The 15,511-nt window shown below is 42.3% G+C and carries 11 protein-coding genes and 2 pseudogenes; 4 read left to right on the top strand and 9 right to left on the bottom strand.

Annotation, left to right across the window (positions count from 1 at the left end; genetic code table 11):
- Positions 1 to 256: pseudogene (locus RMO55_RS18500) on the top strand (hypothetical protein); the annotation flags it as partial.
- 121 nt (positions 257 to 377) lie between these two features.
- Here RMO55_RS18500 and RMO55_RS18505 read toward each other — a convergent pair.
- Complete coding sequence (locus RMO55_RS18505) at positions 378 to 2,732, bottom strand: NB-ARC domain-containing protein (RefSeq protein WP_310429019.1); 2,355 nt, start codon at positions 2,730 to 2,732, stop codon at positions 378 to 380.
- 376 nt (positions 2,733 to 3,108) lie between these two features.
- On the opposite strand from RMO55_RS18505, the gene RMO55_RS18510 reads away from it, so the two are divergent.
- On the top strand, positions 3,109 to 3,852 hold the full coding sequence (locus RMO55_RS18510; RefSeq protein ID WP_310429021.1) for an isoprenyl transferase: 744 nt from the start codon (positions 3,109 to 3,111) through the stop codon (positions 3,850 to 3,852).
- Positions 3,853 to 4,069: 217 nt separating this feature from the next.
- Here the strand turns inward: RMO55_RS18510 and RMO55_RS18515 are convergent, their stop codons facing one another.
- From RMO55_RS18515 to thrB, 7 genes and pseudogenes are all read right to left on the bottom strand, one after another.
- Positions 4,070 to 4,903: a hypothetical protein gene (locus RMO55_RS18515; RefSeq protein ID WP_310429023.1), complete on the bottom strand. Its 834-nt coding sequence runs from the start codon at positions 4,901 to 4,903 to the stop codon at positions 4,070 to 4,072.
- Between the two features lie 148 nt (positions 4,904 to 5,051).
- Positions 5,052 to 6,227: a TRC40/GET3/ArsA family transport-energizing ATPase gene (locus RMO55_RS18520; protein ID WP_310429025.1), complete on the bottom strand. Its 1,176-nt coding sequence runs from the start codon at positions 6,225 to 6,227 to the stop codon at positions 5,052 to 5,054.
- Between the two features lie 571 nt (positions 6,228 to 6,798).
- Positions 6,799 to 7,065 (bottom strand): annotated as a pseudogene (locus tag RMO55_RS22350) (sulfocyanin-like copper-binding protein); the annotation flags it as partial.
- A gap of 36 nt (positions 7,066 to 7,101) precedes the next feature.
- Positions 7,102 to 7,959 carry a metal ABC transporter permease gene (locus tag RMO55_RS18530; protein WP_310429029.1) on the bottom strand — a complete coding sequence of 286 codons (858 nt, stop codon included), beginning with the start codon at positions 7,957 to 7,959 and terminating at the stop codon, positions 7,102 to 7,104.
- A 33-nt stretch (positions 7,960 to 7,992) separates the two neighbouring features.
- Positions 7,993 to 8,766, bottom strand: a complete 774-nt coding sequence (locus RMO55_RS18535; protein WP_310429031.1) for a metal ABC transporter ATP-binding protein — start codon at positions 8,764 to 8,766, stop codon at positions 7,993 to 7,995.
- Positions 8,767 to 8,806: 40 nt separating this feature from the next.
- Complete coding sequence (locus tag RMO55_RS18540) at positions 8,807 to 9,796, bottom strand: metal ABC transporter substrate-binding protein (protein ID WP_396134398.1); 990 nt, start codon at positions 9,794 to 9,796, stop codon at positions 8,807 to 8,809.
- 83 nt (positions 9,797 to 9,879) lie between these two features.
- On the bottom strand, positions 9,880 to 10,779 hold the full coding sequence (gene thrB / locus RMO55_RS18545) for a homoserine kinase (protein ID WP_310429042.1): 900 nt from the start codon (positions 10,777 to 10,779) through the stop codon (positions 9,880 to 9,882).
- Between the two features lie 436 nt (positions 10,780 to 11,215).
- Between thrB and hpf the strand changes: the two genes are divergently transcribed.
- Complete coding sequence (gene hpf, locus RMO55_RS18550) at positions 11,216 to 11,809, top strand: ribosome hibernation-promoting factor, HPF/YfiA family (RefSeq protein WP_310429035.1); 594 nt, start codon at positions 11,216 to 11,218, stop codon at positions 11,807 to 11,809.
- Between the two features lie 154 nt (positions 11,810 to 11,963).
- Positions 11,964 to 14,216, top strand: a complete 2,253-nt coding sequence (locus RMO55_RS18555) for a transglycosylase domain-containing protein (RefSeq protein WP_310429037.1) — start codon at positions 11,964 to 11,966, stop codon at positions 14,214 to 14,216.
- Positions 14,217 to 14,312: 96 nt separating this feature from the next.
- Here RMO55_RS18555 and RMO55_RS18560 read toward each other — a convergent pair whose 3' ends face one another.
- Complete coding sequence (locus RMO55_RS18560; RefSeq protein WP_310429040.1) at positions 14,313 to 15,110, bottom strand: TPM domain-containing protein; 798 nt, start codon at positions 15,108 to 15,110, stop codon at positions 14,313 to 14,315.
- Positions 15,111 to 15,511: the final 401 nt, after the last annotated feature.

Below are 15,511 nucleotides of genomic sequence, written 5' to 3' on the forward strand. Positions count from 1 at the left end.
ATACCAAGCTGTCAGGAAAATTCATTCAATAGAAAAGGAAAAACAATATGTTTTAATTAGCTACTTAATGGCTTTTCTTGCTTCAATTATGTTTCACTGTTTTGATTGTCCACTTTTTGATGCTCGAATTAACTGCATAAATTGGATTTTATTAGCAGGAATTTTAAGTCTTTCTGTCCCTAAAATTCGCTTAAAACATCACATTTTCTCGCAAGTAATAACAAGTAAAAAAGTCAAAGAGTTTATCAAAAGATAGATCCAAGAAAAAATTGAAGCCAATTAGCTATTCCTGGATTATTTACAGTGCAAAAACAGAAATCTTTAAATAGTTTGCATTTTATTTGTTCTGCCAATATGTAATTATTGCGTTCTGAGCCTTATATCTCTCTGTGGAGATTGGGGTATCCATAAACTATAGTCTTGATTTTTGCTAGTTGTTGTGGAGCAGCAATTTCAGTAAATAGTTTATTAGCATGTAGATCGCAGTAAAATTGACTGAGTTCGAGATTGCCTGCTTGTTGCGATGTTAATCCAGCTTGATAATAAGCTTCTGCTAGATCGCATTTTGCACCCACGCGATCGAGAATTTCGATCGATTGTAAATGAGTCGTTTTGGCGAGTTCTAAATTACCTTGAGATCGATATAGTTGAGCCAACCCATTTAAAGTTCTACCTTGAGTTTGTAGATAGTTTCCAGTTTGACAGAATGTCAATGTTTGTTGATAAATAGTATTGGCTCGATCGTAGTTGCCTAAATTGCCATAGGTTTGCCCAACCATTTGTAAGAAATAAGCACTACTACCAGTCCATTTTTGTTGAATGATTTGTGGTTCAATCTCTGCCAATAATTGTCTAGCTGCTTCGATATTATTTAGGTATGATTCAACTAATGCGAGACAAACGATCGCCTTTTGTGCCCAGCGATCTCGATTGGTATTGCTAGCAATCTTAATAACTCGATCGAACAGATCTTTAGCCTTTGCCAATTCCCACAAATCTAGATAGTATAGTCCAGTACTCAAGATTGAATCAATATTTAAGATATTCAGACAATGAGTATCATGAGATCGATCGAGTGGATCGATCGTTGCTAGTATTTTAGTTGTATAATCGATCGCGTATCGTTGAGTCTCGATCGCTTCATGCACTCGACCGACAATCCAATAGAGATCGCCGAGAATATTATACAATTCTGCTGTAATTCGATCTGGTGGTAGAGAAGGAACGATTTGAGTAATTGCGGTCAAAACTGGTTGAATTAATCCCATCCGATAAAGGTTGCTTGCCAATGGTAAAAATTGTCCCCATTGATTATCTCTTGGTTGCAGCAATACCCGTGCAGCTTGGAAAAGATCGTCAATTTCTATATAATGATAGTATGCCTCTAGTGCTGTAATAGCCGTGGCAATGTTTGCAATTCTAGTGACAGAATTAGTCCAATAATTAGCGGCTGCTTGATGCGATCGAGTCCAGTCATCCGTATTTTTTAGCCTCTCGATCGATTCAGCCCGAATCGCTGGATGCAACCAATATTGCCCGCGATTAAACTCAATCAGCGAACGATTTCTAAGTGAATTAACTACTTGATACCTTTGTGATGATTCGATGTCCCACAGCAGACATAATAAAGCATCTAAATCAACCCGATCTAAGTCTTGATAGCGATAGCAGCCAGCTCTGCAGAGTAATTTGTAGGCATCAAAATCTAGTGTTTCTAATCGATCGAACTGATTAACGATCGACTGTTTTAATCCAGTCTCTACTAATTGAGTATCTTGGTTAGTTGCTAAATACAAAGCTAGATCGCCATCGAGATCTGCACAAATATTACCAGCAATAATTTCCATCGCTTTAGCATTACCACCATAAGCTTGATGTAATGGGAGAATCATTTCTATTGTCGTGTTAATCTGACGATAATTAAAATAGGTTTGCCATGTATTGACATCCAAACCAGATAACCGATAATGAGTGAGATTGAGATCGGCTTCACACAATCGATCGCGACTAGTAATTAAAGTAATGCCAGACAACTGTCGATCGGTTAAAACTCTCAGTAATTCTAGATAACCATATTGAGATGCCACAATTCTACCATCTCGATCTAATGCTGGTTCTAAATTATCAATTAAAATTCCAATCTTGCGAGTATTTAATTGCCGCTTGAGCCGCAATAGTGAAACACCAAATTCTCGCCCAGGCTCGATTTGTAAATCTTGCCGCAACCACTCCTCAACGATAATTTCGGCTGGAGTAATTCGAGCAGTTTCCTTCGCCATCGACAACTCCAAAATCAGATCGCAGCCACAGGTTTTTAAATACTGCTGTGCTAAGGTAGTTTTCCCCACTCCACCCTCACCCAAGATTGCTATTGTACGTTGTCCCTGCCCAATTAACTCATCCAATCGATCGATCGCCACCTCTCTACCGATAAACTGATAATTAGCGATTTTAGTCGGCTGTGACAGCCCAGGAGTTGCATGACGTTGCAAGATTGACTTGAGATTAGTCTTCGTTACCCGCTCCCCTAATAGTTGCGATAATAATTGCCACATCGCTGCTGCGATGTCCTTGACATGCCCCTCAGTACAATGATAGTCTGCGGCAATCTCTACATACTTACGCCCCAGCAAGACTTGCCTGATGATAAATATTTGGAGATCGTTGAGATGTTTACCTGTCTCTAGTACAAGTAATCGATCGATCCAATTTATAGCAGCATCAACATTCATCGATTAGAGGGTAGAGGGTAGGTAGGGCGTGTTAGCGATAGCGTGAGCGTACCGTTATTTCGTAGGGTGCGTTACGCTGTTGCGAACACACCCTACGAAATACGAAAGCTGATTGTTAATTACTGATTCCCGACTTTTTCAGACTTTTGATGACAGTAGAATTACCGACAAGATCCGACTGACAATAGATATGGGGAAAGTTATAGTTGGACTAACAAGTGATAGCCCAGGATATAAGTGATGACTTTTAATAGCAAATTTTGTGGGTGGAACAATCGATCTGTATTATATCCGTGATTAATGGGGCATTCTACAGGTATGATGCGTCAAATTTTAGGTTTATCTCCAGATCGATCGACACACAATAAATAATTATATGACTACTCAATTAATTACTAAACTTCCAGCTATTTTAGATCCTACTAAAATTCCCCAACATGTTGCGGCAATTATGGACGGTAACGGTAGATGGGCAAAGCAACAAGGATTGCCAAGAATTGCCGGACATCAACAAGGTGCAAATACAGTTCGATCGATCCTACGTTGTTGTAAAGATTGGGGAATTGCTAACTTTACCGTCTACGCTTTTTCTACCGAAAATTGGGGCAGACCTGAAGCTGAAGTCAACTTTTTGATGCGATTATTTGAAGGTTTATTAGATAGTGAATTAGATAGAATGCACGCGGAAGGAGTGCGAATTAGATTTCTCGGCGATCGATCTCAAGTGCCAATTGGGTTGCGAAATATGATGGATAAGTCGATTAAAAAAACTGTTAATAATCGAGCAGTTACCTTTAATATTGCCATTAACTATGGTAGTCGGAACGAAATCCTCCAAGCTTGTCGATCGATTTCTAAACGAGTTAAAAATGGTGAATTAGAGACAGAACAAATTGATGAATCATTATTTGCTAAATATCTAGATACACATGGATTGCCAGATCCAGATCTACTAATTCGGACTAGCGGCGAACAACGCTTGAGTAACTTCCTGCTATGGCAACTTGCATATACTGAAATATACATTACGAATACCCATTGGCCAGATTTTAGTAACGATGAATTCACTCAAGCAATAGCAGATTACCAGCAACGAAATCGTCGATTTGGGAAGGTGTGAATGGTGAATGGCTTGCACTGTTGGCGTAGCCTCGCTTTTAGCGATACGTAGCCGAAGTGTGAATAGTGAATGGTGAATGGTGAATGGTGAATGGTGGATAGTGGATGGTGAGTATTTATTAAGTGTTCGATACTCACTATCCATATTACTAACAATCAATTATTAATTATCAATTACTTGCACTGAGCGTTAGCCGAAGTGTCAATTATCAATTATCCTAAAATCCATAAGAAAGTCCGACTGATAAAACTGGATAAACACTAAATCCTTTGAGATCGTTTTCGGTTTGACGAACTTGATTATCGAGTAAAGTACGAGTAGTGGGATCGTTATTAAAAGTCGGATTACTCGCATTGAGTGAGACTTTGGGAGAGCCTGTAAACATTACACCAAGATCGGCATTAAAGCCTAAACCTTCATTTGTCGGTTTACCAATGCCGATACCGAGATAAGGTGCGATCGAGTTACCATATTTGTACTCACCAGTGAGAGTTCCAACGTCGTTGGATGAAAATTGAGTACCATCGATCGTATAGGTGCTATTACCACTGGGTTTGCTGGTAACAGAGAATCTATTGTTTTGAGCGACTAAGCCACCAGTAAGGCGGAAACTGCTACTACTGAATGGGTAGTAATCGCCAAATAATTGAACGCTGCTCAAATTCAATTGTGCGTCGTAATTAATCCCACTATCAGTGCGATTTAGATTGATATTACCAAAGTTAAATCCCAAGCGACCATTGAGTTGAGATGTAAATGATTTGGCAACATCGACACCGATACCGAGTGTACCAACACGCGCCGTAACACCTAATCCCAATGGTTGTTTGACATTTGCTGTCGTACCTTGTTGAATTGCGATCCGAGCGTTGGTCGGTTTTTGCGCGATAATTGGTTGAAGACCGATATCTAATCCTAAGCCTGGTTTAGGCGTGGTGCGGTCGATTATAGCTACTATTTCTCCTGCTGTAGCGGGGTTAATCGCGATCGCATTCAGGGCAAATATTCCGATTGAAATAGCTGTTAAACGATAGCCTGTGAGCTGAGACATAAAGATTACCTCCACTTATTCTGGACTCAATTAGTTTGGGTGGTATATTCGCAGCAATAATATGCTGCTATTAATATACTACCCACTTACTCGATCAAAATTAAGATTTAGTCCCAAAATTGGCTAAATATCCTAGCGCGGCGATCGCTCAAGCAAACTTAATTTTGAGATAATCCTCATCCATCTTCGCTCCCGTAGGTTGGAGCGCGGCTAGAGCCTGCGGTAGCACCATATTCCGACGGTGGTTGCCAATCCGAATATTCAATTCATCCCCAGTTTTATTAAGTTGAATTTGGTCTTTGGCAATCCCTGGTAGGTACAATTCTAAGCTGTATAGACTGTTACCTTCTTGAACGACTCTGAGCGTTGTTTCTTTATAGTAAACTTGACTGGGATCTTCATCGCCATAGAGAGTATCCTTCAATCGATCGAGTGCTTCGAGTCCACATAGCTCTTCAGCATAAAGCGGCACCTCTTTGACTGGCAGAGGATGAAAATTTTCGTGAATTTCGGCACGATATTTCTCTTGATTTTCCTTCCATTTTTTGAAGAAGGGATCGGTGACAGCTTCGGGAATAATCCGATTAGCAATTATTAAATCTGTAGACACATTATACAAGCTCAAATAAGCATGAGCGCGGAGCGATTCCTTCAGCACCATCTTCTCTGGATTCGTCACCAACCGTACCGACGATACGGTATTGTCCATCAAGATCTTCTGTAATGCTTCGATTTGCTCGTAAAATTCATAGGGAGCGTCCATTACTTCCTTATTCGGCAAAGAGAACCCCGCAATCGGACGAAATAAAGGTTCTACCAAAGGTCTAAGCGCGACAGAAACCGCCTGTAAAGGCTTGTAAAACTTCCGCATATACCAACCCCCAACTTCTGGCAAACTCAACAGTCTCAGCGCAGTTCCGGTGGGTGCTGAATCGATAATCAGTACGTCATAGATCCCCTCGTCATAGTGCCGCTTCATCCGCACTAATCCAAAGATCTCATCCATCCCCGGCAAAATCGCCAGTTCCTCAGCCTGCACCCCTTCCATCCCTCGCGCTTGCAAGACTTGGGTAATATAACGTTTCACCGCGCCCCAGTTGCCTTCTAGCTCCTTGAGCGCGTCTAATTCTGCACCCCACAAATTGGGGCGAACTTCACGGGGATCGTGCCCCATCTCCATGTCAAAACTATCAGCCAAGGAGTGAGCGGGATCGGTACTCAGCACAAGGGTACGATAACCTAGTTCGGCGCACCGCAAACCAGTTGCAGCCGCGACAGATGTTTTACCTACGCCACCTTTGCCAGTCATTAAAATTAAACGCATATTCTCTATGTTCTGTCCGAGTAATCTTTTGGCGCAGCCTCTCTCATGAGAACATCGCTATTATCGATCTTAGCGGTTTTTTCTCTTGGGGGCTATTTTTAGGAATCGTCAGCAGCAATTCCAAATTCAAACCTATTAGATCGTCAATCATCTGCTGTAGGGGCGGGTTTATGCTAGCCAGTCCAGATTTGTACCAACAAATGCCCAACAAACCCGCCCAACCCCACTAGTAAAGATCGATTATCGGTGAAAAATCAGCAAAATATTTTGAATTGCTGGATCGTCAGGGATCGGACTTAAATTATCGTGACAATACTACGGGAAAGCCTCAAATCTCCTCCTGTTGAGATTTTTTCAAATCCATCATCCAAACTTACAAACATATTTCAATAATCTCGATCGAGCACCTCGGCAACTTTGGCGATTACTTTATGTTCAAGTTCATTATTACGTTTTCCTTTCCACAAACAATCAGCAAGTGCAACTACTAGTTCCTCAAACTTACATTCCATTTTAGTAAGACTGTAAGAAGGTAGTGCGATCGATCCTATTCTGTCAAGATCGAAACTAGTTACATTAATACTATAATTGTGCCGATCATGCCTGCTTCTGTATGTCCAGGAATTGTACACCGTAACTGATAATTTCCTGGTTTCATCGGAACCAATACCCAGACAGCAGTAGTATTCGGGCGTAATTCCAATTCTTGAATCGCGCCTTTGATTTCGACATTGCCAGCATCAACTTTTTGTGTCCAAATACTGCTAGCAAATTCCCTCGCCGTAAAATAATGTTTTTGGGGACTGGAATTAGATAATAGTAGTTTATATTTTTTACCTGTGACTAGTTGTACACGATAATCTAGATTGCTGTGTTACTCACCGATCGATCTTTCGTCGCGTGCTTTAGCCAATAAGCCATGTTTGGGAGCGAAAATCATCGCGATGATAAATAATAGCGTTTGCACAACGACAATACAGCCGCCAGTCGAACCGTCAATATGATAACTGACATAGGTTCCAATCACACTAGAAAATACGCCACTCGCCATCGCAATCAGCGTCATATGGTCGAAGTTATCGCTTAATAAATATGCGGTTGCACCTGGAGTTACTAACATCGCTACGACTAAAATAATGCCCACAGTTTGCAGTCCAGCGACAGCAGTTAGGGATAGTAAAGATAGTAGAACATAGTAGAGAAAAGTTGTATTTAATCCGATCGATCGAGCGTGGGTTGAATCAAAACAAAATAGAATTAAGTCTTTACGTAATATTGCCAAAGTTCCGAGCGTAATGGCACTAATAATCACAGTCTGAATAATATCTGCATCCGATATACCCAAAACATTCCCAAATAAAATGTGGGTGAGATCGATCTCACTTTTAACTTTAGAAATTAATACTAAACCCAAAGCAAAGAAGCCAGTAAATACTAATCCAATGACAGTATCTTCCTTAATTCTAGTCTTTGCCTTGACAAATCCGATCGCAATTACCGAACCCACCCCAAATGCAAATGCACCTACTGCAAGCGGAATATTTAGAATATAAGCAATCACTACTCCTGGCATTACTGCATGAGAAACAGCATCACCCATCAATGCCCATCCTTTCAAAGTCATGTAGCAAGAAAGAGCCGAACAAACGACTCCCACTAAGGCACTAACTAAAATTGCCTTCACCATGAACTCATGTTGCAAAGGTGCTGTAAACCACTGAACTAAATCCATTACTACTTCTCCTGAAATAAACTCAAAAACTTATTATCCTTCTTGATTTTTTTGAGATAAAAGACTCTTTGCAAGTGACAAGTCTCCAATCGATCCGCCAAATGTCCGAGATAGATTTTCTTCTGTAAATACGTCGGCGGTATTACCGTAAGCCAGAATCGTGCGATTGATTAATACTACTTGGTCGCAAAATGTTTTAATTGAAGCTAAATCGTGGGTAGAAATCAAAATTGTGTAACCCTTCTGACGCAATTCCATCAGTAGATTAATCATCATCTTTTCAGTTTTAATATCAACACCCGCGAATGGTTCGTCTAATAATAAAACGGTGCTTTCTTGTGCCAATGCTCTTGCAAAAAAGGTACGCTTCTTTTGCCCCCCTGATAGCTCACCAATTTGGCGATCTTGCATCTCCCACATTTCTACTCGTTCTAGACTTTCTCTCACAACACTTTTATCGTGAGATTTTGGTATCCGCAATAGATTCATATACCCATATCGTCCCATCATCACCACATCATGAACACTGACAGGGAAATTCCAGTCTACTTCTTCTGACTGAGGTACATAGGCGACTAGATTCTTTTTTTGAACCTGACGAATTGGTAATCTATTAATTAAGATTCGTCCGCCAACAGGTTTTACAAATCCCATAATCGCCTTAAATAAGGTCGATTTTCCAGCACCATTCATCCCAATTAAACCACAAATAGTTCCCGATTCGAGTTGGAGGGAGGCACTTTTTAATGCAACTTTGCCATGATAGGCAACTGTCACATTTTCAATATCAATACTAATCTCGCTCATGGGTTAAAAATATTGTACATCTAAATTTACTTATTACTTATTACTTATTCTGCAAGCCTTTAATTAAAGTGTTGACATTATATTCAAGCAATTTAAGATAGGTTGATGCAGGACCATCCGCAGGAGATAATGAATCGACATAAAACACACCTGCGAATTTTGCACCCGACTCTTTTGCGACCTGAAGCTGTGCTTTATTATTAACAGTACTCTCACAAAATATTGCAGGAATTTTGTTCGCTTTTACAGTATTAATTACTTTTTCGACTTGTTTTGGTGTGGCTTGCTGTTCGGCATTAACTGCCCAAATATATACTTCTTTCAATCCATAATCGCGGGCGATGTAGGAGAATGCACCTTCACAACTGACGATGTAGCGTTTGTCAGGTGGAATGGCGGCAATTGCTGTTTTAAGTTTGAGATCGATCGACTTAATTTGTTCGCTATATGCTTTAGCATTAGTATCATAGGTTGCCGTATTCGGCGGATCGAGTTTTGCTAATGCTTTGCGGATATTTTCGACATAAATTAAAGCATTTTGCGGCGACATCCAAGCATGAGGATTTGGTTTACCTTGATAACTATCTTCCGAAATATTCACGGGTGTGAATCCGTCACTCAATGTGATGTGAGGAACTTTGGGCAAACTGTTGTAGAATCGATCGGCCCAGCGTTCTAAATTCAATCCATTTTCCAGAATTAGATTCGCTTTTTGTCCCCGCTCCAAATCGCTGGGTGTAACTTGATAACCATGAATTTCCGCCCCTGGTTTGGTAATCGATTCAATTATCGCTTTATCTCCAGCAACATTACGCGCCATGTCTGCTAGCACGGTGAAAGTAGCAAGAACGACCTTTTTACCTGACTGAGCAGGAGTAGTAGCAGTAGGATTGGATGGTAATTGACTTTGCTGTGTCGTCTGGACACACCCAGTGAGCGACAACCCGAACAAGAGAGTAATTAGAATAGCTCGATCTCGGTTCCAGTAAATTGAGCTTCGACTGAAATTTAATTTATGTTTTACATTCATTTTCATAATTATCTCATATTTCTCAATTTACCATGAAACTAAGAAATATGAAACGATTATGAGAGATATTAATGCTAATGAAACTAAAGTATTACAGCTCCTTGCATATCTACTGCCAGAGATCGAGCATCCACTTGGATATTGTGAGTTGCCCAGGCTTGAGTCATTGCCTTAGCCACTGCTTCCGCCCGTTCTACGGTAGTCAAAGCTAGTAAAGTCGGCCCAGCACCACTAATGACCATTCCATAGCCACCAGCGGCAATTACGGCTGGCTCCACATCAGTATATCCAGGAATTAGCTGTTGACGATAGGGTTGATGGATGCGATCGACTAATCCGGCTGTCAGCCACTCAGGATTACCCGTTTCCAAACCCCGCACCATTAAGCCCAAATGAGCCGTGTTGAAAATTGCATCGGCGCGGCTATATTCAGTCGGTAAGACACTTCGCGCTTCCTCTGTCGATAGTTCAAAATTGGGAATAGCCACTACAGGCACAATACTACTATGCCAGGGAATATCGGCGATCGCCCAACCATTCGCAGCCGTAGCCGCCAAGCGACAACCACCAATCAGAGCTGGTACGACATTATCTGGATGTCCTTCCATTTCGATCGCGAGCTGCATTATTTCGGCTGGTGAGAGCGGATTTCCAGCTAAAATATTAGCACCTAGCAATCCACCAACGATCGCTGTCGCCGAACTGCCCAATCCTCTCGCCAAGGGTACGCCTAGTCTAATTTCTAGCTGAATTACGGGTGGCGTTCGATCGATCCTACTGTAAAGTTTGAGGAAAGCTTGATAAGCAAGATTAGTAGCATCGGTATTGACTCTAGCAGCTTCGAGTCCCTGTACGGCGATAACTAGACTGTCAGTCTCGATCGGTGTGAAGGTAAACTCGTTATACATGCTTAAAGCAGCACCAATACAGTCAAATCCCGCGCCTAAATTAGCAGTGGTAGCGGGTACGCGAATTATTGTCATGGTGGATGGTGGATGGTGAATGGTGGTTGGTGGTTGGACACATAGGCTACGCCAACGTAAATCGGCCTCAATCCTGTCGTAATTTCTATTCACGATAATGTGAATGTGAGCTAGCTAACAGTAATTGTAAATGAGAGGGGCTATGGTGCCAGATGTAAATGAATGTCACAGAATGCAAAGTATTTTAACTTACGATCGAATTAATGTTCTGACCAGCGAAATAAGATGCTAAAGTATATTCAGTCACAAAATATCTACAAAAGGTGAGGTAGTTACATTATCCACTGATGGATAATCATTTACAAAGTCTGACTTCGACCTGTGGAACAGACTAGTCAGTATAGTAAGTAAAATTCGCTACAGAGGAAGCTATAGTTTCCACAATTTTCCTGCCTATCTTAACCTTAAAATATAATCTAAATAGTGGGAGATGCTTATGAAGCTTGTGCTCCAGAGTAAGAACATCGAAATTACCGATGCCATCCGTGACTATGTAAATCAAAAAATCGAAAAGGCGGTGAGTCATTTTGAGAACATTACCACCGGAGTAGATGTCAGTCTATCAGTTGCGAAAAATCCTCGTATTGCTGCATCTCAGGTAGCTGAAGTTACAATTTATGCCAATGGGGCAGTTATTCGTGCAGAAGAAGCCAGCGAACATTTATATGCAAGTATCGATTTAGTTGCCGATAAAATTTCTCGTCAATTACGCAAGTATAAAGAACGCAGTTTTACCAAGAAAGACCGCACCGACGGCATCAAAGATATCGGAGAAGAATTAGATTTAGAGTTATTAGACTATAACCTCACAGACAATCGATCGGCAACATTACCAGCAGAGGTAGTTCGGACTAAATATTTTGCAATGTCAGCATTGACGATCGAGGAAGCCTTGGCTCAATTGCAATTAGTCGATCATGATTTTTACATGTATCGCAGTGTCGAAACAGGAGAAATTAACGTCGTTTATCGTCGGAATCATGGCGGATTTGGAACGATTCAACCTCGTCCGACTGTGGTAGAAAAATGAAGATTGGTTACGCCATAAAAGCAGTAGGGGCAATTCAAGAATTGCCCCTACTGCTTTTGCAGTGGTTAAACATATATATCGATCGGTGTAAGCTAAAATAGATATATTCTATGGGAAATTACCCCTAGCTAAACCCCTAACCCCCAGCCCATCAATGTCTTCTCAGCCCCCAAAAAAGACACTCCTGGCTCAACTTACTCAAGCAATTGGGCGGACTAAAGTTAACTTTACCCGATTGGCACTCAAGCCAAATGCTAGAGTTCCCAAACTGTTAGTTCAAGATGCTGATGCTCCACAGCCAGATATTTTTCCGCTGCTGGGGGAGAAATATGTATTAGGGCGCAGTTCTCAATCCTGTGATATTGTCGTTCGGAATGAGGTTGTCAGTCAGGTACATCTGTCATTGAAACGAGACAGGACAAAAGGTTCGACCTTTTTGCTCAAAGATGAAGGTTCGACAAATGGGATTTATCGGGCCAAAAAACGGGTCGATCGAATTACACTTAGAGATGGCGATACATTCACCCTCGGCCCGCCAGAACTTAAAGCAGCAGTAAAAATTACTTATCTCGATCCGCCACCTGTATATCTCCGCGTCTTGCGGTATGGATTGTATGGTACTGGAAGTCTGTTGACTCTGCTACTACTGGCAATTCTGGCAGAATCTACCAAAATTAATGTCAACCCGCTCCCAGATGCCAATGGGCCAGTGATGGTATATGCTGATGACCTAGAAGAACCATTGCGCCCGCCTAAAACTGGCGCACATAAAGATCTGACGAACATTGCAGATTTTTCTAAGTATCTACCCAAAGCTCTAATTGCGTCCGAAGATAGTCGCTTTTATTGGCATTTTGGCATCGATCCTTGGGGCGTAGGGCGTGCGGTAATCGTGGGGAGACAAAAGGGTAAATTGACTCAGGGTGCTAGTACACTGACTCAGCAGGTGGCGAGAAGTTTATTTCGATCGTATGTAGGGAGTGAAGATAATCTCCCCAGAAAAATGCGGGAAGCTGTAGTCGCGCTCAAATTGGAAGCCACATATAGCAAAGATAAAATTTTACTAACTTATCTCAATCGGGTATTTTTGGGCGATGATGCACATGGATTTGAGGATGCATCTCAACATTACCTAGGCAAATCCGCCCGCGATCTTACTCTACCCGAAGCCGCGATGTTAGTCGGGATTTTACCTGGGCCGAATATCTTCAACCCTTGTGTTGAAGATAAACAAGGGCGCAAAGGGATGAAAGCGATCGAACGGCGAAATTTAGTCCTCACCAGAATGCTCGAAACAGGGATGATTACCTCAGCCGAAGCTCGAGAAGCGCGGAGATCGACACTGAATTATCGCGCAGAAGCTTGTCTGCCAAGTACTAATACCAAGGCTCCCTATCTCTATGACTATGTATTTAAAGAACTCCAAGAGATTTTGGGAACTGAGACAGCCAAAGAAGGTAATTTCGCGATCGAAACTGGCTTAAACCTAAAGATGCAAGCAAAAGCCGAAGCCGCACTACGGAAGAATATCGCTACTGCTGGTAGTAGTTACCGTTTTGCTCAAGGTGGAATTATTACCATCGATAGTACCACAGGGATTGTCAAAGCAATGGTCGGTGGTGTGGACTACCAGAAAAGTCAATTCAACCGCGCTACAGATGCCCAGAGACAGCCTGGATCGACATTTAAGCTTTTTGGTTATGCAGCCGCGATCGAGGGTCGTATATCGCCGGGAAAGACCTATTCCTGCGATCCTTTAGCGTGGGGGGGTAGGCGATTTCCTGGATGCAATCATGGTGCGGTAGGATCGGCGAATATGTATACAGGTTTCGCGCTATCGGAAAATGTGACTGCGCTGCGAATCGCTCAGGATATCGGTTTACCCAAGGTGCTAGAAACCGCTAACAAAATGGGGATTCGATCGAAACTCGATGAAGTACCCGCAGTAATTTTGGGTCAAAGTGTGGTAAACATGTTAGAGATTACCGGATCTTTTGGTGCTGTTGCCGATCGAGGCATTTGGCACAAGCCCCGTGTTATTAAACGGGTGTACGATACTAGCAATTGCAATCTCAAACAAATTCGTACCTGTCGGGTGATGTACGACTACACGAAGAATGCTCAATCGCGGCGAGTGTTACGCACAGGTACTGCCGATACCCTAACAACGATGATGCGTGGGGTTGTAACTAATGGTACTGGTAAAAATGCCGCGATCGGATTAGGAGAAGTAGGTAAAACCGGAACTACAGATAATAATGTCGATATGTGGTTTATCGGCTTTATTCCTGACCGAAAAGTTGTAACTAGTGTTTGGCTGGGTAATGACGATAATTCCCCCACCAAGGGGAGTAGCGCACAGGCTGCTCAGGTATGGGGGAATTATATGGGATCGGTATTTCGGTAGTTGAAAGTTGCGGCGCGCGTTCGTCGGGAAACCCGACGGTTGAGCGCGACAAGACAGAAAGTTGCGATGGCGGTTTCCTCCAGGGCAACTTTCAACCTATAATTCTTCCGATGGATTTGATTGTCCTAGTACTGGAGTCAGATAAGCAACCAATAAACCCAACACAAATCCGCCACAGTTTCGTAATAACGGCACCCACTCAGCCGTGCGGGTAACTACTGGAGCGACTCCAAATGCGAAAAACAAAATTCCCCATAGTGGCGAGAAAATCAATGCCCACTGCCAAGCGAAACCCTCACCAGGCTTGCGATATTGTCCAGCAAATCCACAAATAACTCCACCGATAGCCGAGCTGATCAGTGTCAGGTTCCACTGTTCGTCTGGCAATCCGGGGACGACATTACAACCACCTTTGACTAGGCAGGTTTTGACTGCTTCTAAGGAGTCAATAATGGCACTGTCTTCGCCATTTTCGCGGACGTAGTACATATTGCCAAATCTGGTTTGCAGTTCGATCCAGAAGGTTCTAGGCATGAGTCTGTAGACATCATCGCCGACGCGGAAGTTTAATGTATTGCCACCGCGAGAATCTGAGACGACGAGGACGCTTTTCTCATCTAGGTTCCAATATTTACGTACCGCACGTCCGGGAGTTCGATCGTACTGAGTCAAGATTCGCAGTTTCCAGCCAGTTTCGGCTTCAAATTTGTCGATGTCTTTGACGAGGTTCTCTTCTTGGATTGGGGTGAAGGTTTTCGCTAAATCGATGATCGGGGTTTGTTCGGTGGGGAGGAGTTCGGGATTGTCAAAGGCTTGGGCGGACGGCGCGATCGACCACACGGATATACTTAGTACGATGGCAATTGCAGATCCGAGCAGGCGACGTAATATCATGTTCGATCAAGGTATTTTCTAGTAAAGTCAGTTAAATAGAGCGAATAAAAGTTTGCGCGGTATTCACCGTTATCGATCGGGCAACTAGTCGATGCCGCATAGAATTACGGTAAGTGCATAACTCACAGCAATTGCAGCGGTTTAGCCGCGACTATCTTTACCGACCGAAATTAATTTATTATTAATTTACTTTACAATACTTTACGAGGAAACGGGCGATCCGATCGATGTCGATCTAACTCACCTTCGATCCAAGATGAGAAGCTAGGGGATGAACTTAATTGCCAAATAAACAGACAATCTGAGATCGGCGTGTTCAACCTTCGATCGAGAGATTGTGATAGCGATGGTCTAATTTTTGAGATCTGAAGTCTGAATTAGAAATGTCTATTCTTTTGAAA

It is taken from the genome of Chamaesiphon sp. VAR_48_metabat_135_sub, assembly GCF_031418915.1.
GTDB lineage: Bacteria > Cyanobacteriota > Cyanobacteriia > Cyanobacteriales > Chamaesiphonaceae > Chamaesiphon.

What these genes read in the sequence shown, in the direction of transcription:
- RMO55_RS18520 (WP_310429025.1), bottom strand. Translation starts at nt 6,227, where the DNA reads ATGCGTTTAATTTTAATGACTGGCAAAGGTGGCGTAGGTAAAACATCT.
- RMO55_RS18515 (WP_310429023.1), bottom strand. Translation starts at nt 4,903, where the DNA reads ATGTCTCAGCTCACAGGCTATCGTTTAACAGCTATTTCAATCGGAATA.
- thrB (WP_310429042.1), bottom strand. Translation starts at nt 10,779, where the DNA reads ATGACAATAATTCGCGTACCCGCTACCACTGCTAATTTAGGCGCGGGA.
- RMO55_RS18560 (WP_310429040.1), bottom strand. Translation starts at nt 15,110, where the DNA reads ATGATATTACGTCGCCTGCTCGGATCTGCAATTGCCATCGTACTAAGT.
- RMO55_RS18555 (WP_310429037.1), top strand. Translation starts at nt 11,964, where the DNA reads ATGTCTTCTCAGCCCCCAAAAAAGACACTCCTGGCTCAACTTACTCAA.
- RMO55_RS18540 (WP_396134398.1), bottom strand. Translation starts at nt 9,796, where the DNA reads ATGAATGTAAAACATAAATTAAATTTCAGTCGAAGCTCAATTTACTGG.
- RMO55_RS18535 (WP_310429031.1), bottom strand. Translation starts at nt 8,766, where the DNA reads ATGAGCGAGATTAGTATTGATATTGAAAATGTGACAGTTGCCTATCAT.
- RMO55_RS18530 (WP_310429029.1), bottom strand. Translation starts at nt 7,959, where the DNA reads ATGGATTTAGTTCAGTGGTTTACAGCACCTTTGCAACATGAGTTCATG.
- RMO55_RS18505 (WP_310429019.1), bottom strand. Translation starts at nt 2,732, where the DNA reads ATGAATGTTGATGCTGCTATAAATTGGATCGATCGATTACTTGTACTA.
- RMO55_RS18510 (WP_310429021.1), top strand. Translation starts at nt 3,109, where the DNA reads ATGACTACTCAATTAATTACTAAACTTCCAGCTATTTTAGATCCTACT.
- hpf (WP_310429035.1), top strand. Translation starts at nt 11,216, where the DNA reads ATGAAGCTTGTGCTCCAGAGTAAGAACATCGAAATTACCGATGCCATC.